The 6,243-nt window shown below is 67.7% G+C and carries 5 protein-coding genes; 3 read left to right on the top strand and 2 right to left on the bottom strand.

Annotation, left to right across the window (positions count from 1 at the left end; all coding sequences use genetic code 11):
• A partial coding sequence (gene guaB / locus VD972_RS05080) for an IMP dehydrogenase (RefSeq protein WP_324981584.1) occupies window positions 1-1,440 on the top strand: 1,440 nt, incomplete at its 5' end.
• Window positions 1,441-1,492: 52 nt separating this feature from the next.
• On the opposite strand, the gene VD972_RS05075 is transcribed toward guaB, so the two are convergent.
• Complete coding sequence (locus VD972_RS05075) at window positions 1,493-2,110, bottom strand: hypothetical protein (protein WP_324981581.1); 618 nt, start codon at window positions 2,108-2,110, stop codon at window positions 1,493-1,495.
• 92 nt (window positions 2,111-2,202) lie between these two features.
• Here VD972_RS05075 and guaA point away from each other — a divergent pair, with 92 nt between their 5' ends.
• Both guaA and VD972_RS05065 read left to right on the top strand, forming a co-directional pair.
• Entirely contained in the window at window positions 2,203-3,774 is a 1,572-nt protein-coding gene (guaA, locus tag VD972_RS05070; RefSeq protein WP_414653987.1) for a glutamine-hydrolyzing GMP synthase, read from the top strand.
• 215 nt (window positions 3,775-3,989) lie between these two features.
• The gene (locus VD972_RS05065; RefSeq protein WP_414653988.1) at window positions 3,990-6,080 is read left to right on the top strand and encodes a M3 family metallopeptidase; all 2,091 of its coding nucleotides are present in this window, start codon (window positions 3,990-3,992) and stop codon (window positions 6,078-6,080) included.
• 6 nt (window positions 6,081-6,086) lie between these two features.
• Here the strand turns inward: VD972_RS05065 and VD972_RS05060 are convergent.
• Window positions 6,087-6,243: enoyl-CoA hydratase/isomerase family protein (locus VD972_RS05060; RefSeq protein ID WP_324981587.1), on the bottom strand; the 157-nt coding region annotated here is incomplete at its 5' end.

The following is a 6,243-nucleotide window of genomic DNA, read 5'->3' as shown; positions in this document are numbered from 1 at the left end:
CGGCTCGCGCTCACCTTCGATGACGTGCTGTTGCAGCCGGCCGAGAGCTCGGTCATCCCCCGGGATGTCGAGCTGTCCACCCGGCTGACGCGCAACCTGCGCCTGCACATGCCGCTGCTGTCTGCGGCCATGGACACCGTCACCGAGTCCCGAACGGCCATCGCGATGGCGCAGGAGGGCGGCATCGGCGTCATCCACAAGAACATGACGCCCGAGCAGCAGGCGCTCGAGGTCCTCAAGGTCAAGAAGTTCGAGAGCGGCATGGTGGTGGATCCCGTCACCACCGAGCCGGATGCGCCGCTGTCGCGCGCCCTCGAGCTGATGCGCCAGCACGGCATCTCCGGCATCCCGGTGACGAAGGGCCGGAAGCTGGTGGGCATCGTCACCAGCCGCGACGTGCGCTTCGAGACGAACCTCTCCCAGAAGATCGAGCAGATGATGACGCGCAAGCTCATCACCGGTCGAGAGGGCATCACCCAGGCCGAGGCGCAGGAGCTGCTGCACCGGCACCGGATCGAGAAACTCCTCATCGTCAACGAGGAGTTCGAGCTCAAGGGGCTCATCACCATCAAGGACATCGAAAAGCGGCGCACGCACCCCAACGCGGCCAAGGATGGCAAGGGGCGCCTGCTGTGCGCCGCCGCGGTGGGCGTCTCCCCGGACCGCGAGGCCCGCATCGACGCGTTGCTGAAGGCCGGCGTGGACGTGATCGTGGTGGACACGGCGCACGGGCACTCCAAGGGCGTCCTCGAGGGAGTGCGGGACACGCGCAAGAACTTCAAGGGCTTCGAGCTGATCGCCGGCAACGTGGCCACCGCGGAAGGCACCCGCGCGCTGATCGAAGCAGGCGTGGACGCGGTAAAGGTCGGCATCGGCCCGGGCTCCATCTGCACCACCCGCGTGGTGGCGGGCGTGGGCGTGCCGCAGATCACCGCCGTGGACGACTGTGCCCGCGAGGCGGACAAGCACGACATCCCCATCATCTCGGACGGGGGCATCAAGTACTCGGGCGACATCGTGAAGGCGCTGGCCGCCGGGGCCAGCTCGGTGATGATCGGCTCGCTCTTCGCGGGCACCGAGGAGGCGCCGGGCGACGTCATCCTGTACCAGGGCCGCAGCTACAAGAGCTACCGGGGCATGGGCTCGCTGGGCGCCATGAAGCAGGGCGCCAAGGACCGCTACTTCCAGTCGGACGTGGACGCGGTGAAGCTGGTGCCGGAGGGCATCGAGGGGCGCGTGCCCTACAAGGGCTCCGTCGCGATGAACGTCCACCAGATGCTGGGCGGCATCCGCAGCGGCATGGGCTACGTGGGCTGCGCCACCATCGAGGAGCTGCGCCACAAGGCCACGTTCGTGCGCATCACCTCGGCCGGGCTCAAGGAGAGCCACGTGCACGACGTGATCATCACCGAGGAGGCGCCCAACTACCGGGTGGAGTAGGGCGCTCCCCACGGAGGGGGAGGCCCCTTCCTCCTCTACCAGGTGAAGCGGGCTACTTGCCGCCGCGGCGCTTGGTGGTGCTGGCGGGCTCCGCGGCGGGGTCCACCGAGGCCGACACCTTCTTCTCCGCGTTGCTCACCCGGTTGAGGAGCGAGTCCTTGTCGTCCGGCGCCAGCGTCTCGATGGCCTGCCGCAGGGTGTTGAAGTCCAGGCGGGCGATCGTCACGGTGTTGCCGCCCTTGATCTCCTGGACGGTGGGCACATCGACCAGTTCGCGGATGTAGGTCTCGAACTCGCCCCGCACATCGGCGGTCTGCTGGATGCAGACCTCTCGGGCGTTGACGATGCTCACCGCACCCTCCCGGTACTGCAGGTCCGGGTTGCGGCTCATGGCCTCATCGAAGGTCTGAATGCGCTTGCGGAGCGAGTCATAGAGGGTGATGTAGTCCATCAGCCGGTCCGTCTCGGGCCGGTTGACGTTGCGCGCCTTGTTCAGGTCCTCGGAGGTGTTCTCGCAGGTGATCTTCTCGAGCTCGCCGGCCTTGGGGGAGTCCTTCACCGCCAGGTTCGAGGTCTCGCGGTCGAGCCGCTCATCCGAGGTGAGCTCCTTTCCCGCACAGCCTGTGACGGACAAGAAGAAGACAGTGGCAGCGGCAGGCAAGCGGCGCATCCAGGACCTCGTTCAGGGGCAGAACGGACAACGGGGGTTTTAACGGTTGATCTCCCAAAGTTTGTAGCGGTATGGGCCGCCCTCCGTCAACGATGCCCGGGGAGAACCTCGTGGATATCCATGCTGAGAAGATCCTGATCCTCGACTTCGGGAGCCAGTACACACAGCTCATCGCCCGGCGCGTCCGGGAGCTGGGTGTGTACTGCGAGATCCACCGACCAGACCTGCCCGAGGAACAGATCCGCCGCTTCGCTCCTCGCGGCATCATCCTCTCTGGGGGGCCGGCCTCGGTGGAGGCGGAGGGCTCGCCGCGGTGTGATCCCTATGTCTTCCAGGCGGGCGTGCCGGTGCTCGGCATCTGCTACGGGCTCCAGCTGCTGGCCAAGCTGCTGGGAGGCCGGGTGGACCGGTCGGCACACCGGGAGTATGGGCCGGCGGAGGTGGAGGTGCTGGCCTCGCGTGGGCCCTTCACCGAGTTCACCCCGGGGGACCGGGTGAAGGTGTGGATGAGCCACGGGGATCGGGTGGACGCGCTGCCGCCGGGATTCGAGGCCATCGGGCGCAGCGGCAACTCGCCCTTCGCGGCGGCGGCGCACACCTCGAAGCCGGTGTACGGACTCCAGTTCCACCCGGAGGTGGTGCACACCCCGCAGGGCAAGCAGATCCTGCGATCGTTCGTGTTCGGCGACTGCAAGGTGACGGGCTCCTGGACGATGAAGGGGTTCATCCAGGAGGCCGAGGAGGCGATCCGCCGGCAGGTGGGGGAGCACGGGCGGGTCATCTGCGGGCTGTCGGGCGGCGTGGACAGCTCGGTGGCGGCGCTGCTGTTGCACCGGGCCATCGGGCCTCGGCTGCAGTGCATATTCGTGGACAACGGGCTGCTGCGGCAGGGGGAGCGGGCCCAGGTCGAGGCGCTCTTCGTGGATCGCTTCCACGTGCCGCTGAAGACGGTGGATGCCCGGGCCCGGTTCCTGGAGAAGCTGGCCGGCGTCACGGATCCGGAGAAGAAGCGGAAGATCATCGGCCGCGAGTTCATCGCGGTGTTCGAGGAGGCGGCGCGCGGAGTGCAGGACGCCGAGTTCCTGGCGCAGGGGACGCTCTACCCGGACGTGATCGAGTCCGTGTCGTACAAGGGCCCATCCGTCACCATCAAGAGCCACCACAACGTGGGCGGGCTGCCCGAGCAGATGAAGCTCAAGCTGGTGGAGCCGCTGCGGGAGCTCTTCAAGGACGAGGTGCGCGTGCTGGGCCGGGACCTGGGGCTGCCCGAGGAGATGGTGGGCCGGCAGCCGTTCCCCGGGCCGGGGCTGGCCATCCGCGTGCTGGGCGAGGTGACGGAGCCGCGGCTGGAGCTGGTGCGGGGGGCGGACGCGATCGTGCAGGAGGAGATCCGCCAGGCAGGGCTCTACTCCGAAGTCTGGCAGGCGTTCGCGGTGCTGCTGCCAGTGCAGAGCGTGGGGGTGATGGGGGACGAGCGGACGTACGAGTCCACCTGTGTGCTCCGAGCCGTGACGAGCGTGGACGGGATGACGGCGGACTGGGCGCGGCTGCCGTTCCCGGTGCTGGAGCGCATCTCCACGCGGATTACCAATGAGGTGCGCGGAATCAACCGGGTCGTCTATGACATCTCGTCGAAGCCGCCGGCCACCATCGAGTGGGAGTAGGGAATGAGCAGGCAGGCTTTCACGTTGGGGCGGGCGGCTCCCGCCAAACCCATGACACCCCTGTTCGGAGGTCTCCGTTGATACGCAAGCTCCTCGTCGCCACCGTGGGCACTGCCCTCATGTCCGGCGCCTGTGCGACCACTCCCACGGCCCAGGAGGGCAGCAGCACCGCCCAGCAGGGCAGCAGCACCCCAGCCCAGGAGGACACCCACCCCATGCCCGCCAGCCCCCCGGCCCCGACGGCCCAGGTTGAGAACCCGCTGTTGGCCAGGTGGACAGGGCCGCACGGAGGGGTGCCGGCCTTCGACAAGGTCAAGGTCGAGCACTTCAAGCCCGCCCTGGAGGCGGCCATGGAGCAGAACCGCCGGGAGATCGCCACGATTGCGGACAGCCCGGCCGCACCGACCTTCGAGAACACCATCGCCGCGATGGAGGGCACGGCGCGGACCTATGGCGACGTGAGGACGTTCTTCGGCATCTGGTCCTCGACGATGAACGGACCGGAGTTCCAGGCCATCGAGCGCGAGATGGCGCCCAGGCTCGCCGCCTTCGCCGATGAGATCACCCAGAACGAGAAGCTCTTCCGGCGCATCGAGGCGGTCTACAGCTCACCCGAGAAGGCGAAGCTGACCGCCGAGCAGCAGCGCCTGACGTGGGTTCGCTATACCGACTTCGTCCGCGCGGGGGCGAAGCTCGACACGGCCGCGAAGAAGCGCATGGGCGAGATCAACCAGCGCCTCGCCTCGCTCTACACCTCCTTCAGCCAGAACGTCCTGGCCGACGAGGAGCAGTACGCCGTCATCCTCGAGGCGGAGACGGACCTCGCCGGCCTGCCCGAGTCCGTCCGCGCGGGTGCGGCGGCCGCGGCCGAGGCACGCGGGCAGAAGGGCAAGTGGGCGATCACCAACACGCGCTCCTCCATGGAGCCGTTCTTGACGTACTCGTCCCGGCGCGATCTGCGCGAGAAGGTCTGGCGCAACTACGTCAACCGCGGCGACAACGGCGACGCGCGCGACAACAACGTGATCATCTCCGAGGTCCTCAAGCTGCGCGCCGAGCGGGCCAAGCTGCTGGGATACGCGACCCACGCGCACTGGCGGCTCGAGAACACCATGGCGAAGTCGCCCGAGCGGGCCATGTCGCTCATGGAGGCGGTCTGGACTCCGGCCGTCGCCCGTGTCCGCGAGGAGGTCGCCGACATGCAGGCGATCGCCAACAAGGAGGGTGCGAAGTTCAAGGTGGCTCCCTGGGACTACCGGTACTACTCGGAGAAGGTCCGCAAGGCGAAGTACGACCTCGACCAGAACGAGGTGAAGCCGTACCTGCAGCTCGACAAGCTGCGCGAGGGCATGTTCTGGGTCGCAGGTGAGCTGTTCGGCTTCCTGTTCGAGCCGGTGGAGGGCGTGCCGGTCTACCACCCGGATGTCCGCGTCTGGGAGGTGAAGGACAAGGCCAGCGGCCGGCACATCGGCCTCTGGTACTTCGATCCCTACGCGCGGCAGGGGAAGCGCTCGGGGGCGTGGATGAACGCCTACCGCCGGCAAGAGCGGTTCAACGGAGAAGTGACGACGATCGTCTCCAACAACTCCAACTTCGTGAAGGGCAAGCCGGGTGAGCCGGTCCTCATCAGCTGGGAGGACGCCGAGACGCTGTTCCACGAGTTCGGCCACGCGCTGCACGGGCTGAACTCCCAGGTGACCTATCCCACGCTCTCGGGCACCGCCGTCGCGCGGGACTACGTCGAGTTCCCCTCCCAGCTGCTGGAGCACTGGCTCCCGACGCCCGAGGTGCTGAACCGGTTCGCCCTGCACCACCAGACGGGCAAGCCCGTTCCACCGGACCTGCTGGCCCGGATCAACAAGGCCGCCACCTTCAACCAGGGCTTCGCCACGGTGGAGTACCTGGCCAGCGCCCTGGTGGACATGAAACTGCACCTCGCGGGAGACCAGAAGATCGACGCGGATGTCTTCGAGCGCGACACGCTGAAGTCACTGGGCATGCCGGAGGAGATCGTCATGCGGCACCGCACGCCGCAGTTCGGCCACGTGTTCGCGGGGGACGGCTACTCGGCGGGCTACTACAGCTACCTCTGGTCCGACACCCTCACGGCCGACGCCTACGAGGCCTTCACGGAAGGGAAGGGGGCGTACGATCGGACCGTGGCCGATCGGCTGCGCAAGAGTGTCTTCTCGGTGGGCAACACAGTCGATCCGGCTGAGGGCTATCGCTCCTTCCGTGGCAAGGACGCCGGCATCGATGCCCTCATGCGCAAGCGCGGCTTCCCTGTCCCCAAGAAGGCGAAGTAAGCGCGCTCAGGGACTCCACTCCTCGTCTCCCAGCGGGGCGAAGCATGCCTCCACGTCCTCGTCACGGACCTCGGCCAGGGTGGCGGGGTTCCAGCGAGGTTGCTGGTCCTTGTCCACCAGCACGGCCCGGATGCCCTCTCGGAAGTCCGGGAGGGCCGTGACG

This window comes from Hyalangium sp., from assembly GCF_035629615.1.
Taxonomy (GTDB): Bacteria; Myxococcota; Myxococcia; order Myxococcales; family Myxococcaceae; genus Hyalangium.
This window is presented reverse-complemented; position numbering and strand designations above follow the sequence as displayed.

Bases quoted from the DNA above. Each gene is read 5' to 3' on its own strand.
- VD972_RS05075 (WP_324981581.1), bottom strand. From the start codon at position 2,110: ATGCGCCGCTTGCCTGCCGCTGCCACTGTCTTCTTCTTGTCCGTCACA.
- guaA (WP_414653987.1), top strand. From the start codon at position 2,203: ATGCCCGGGGAGAACCTCGTGGATATCCATGCTGAGAAGATCCTGATC.
- VD972_RS05065 (WP_414653988.1), top strand. From the start codon at position 3,990: ATGCCCGCCAGCCCCCCGGCCCCGACGGCCCAGGTTGAGAACCCGCTG.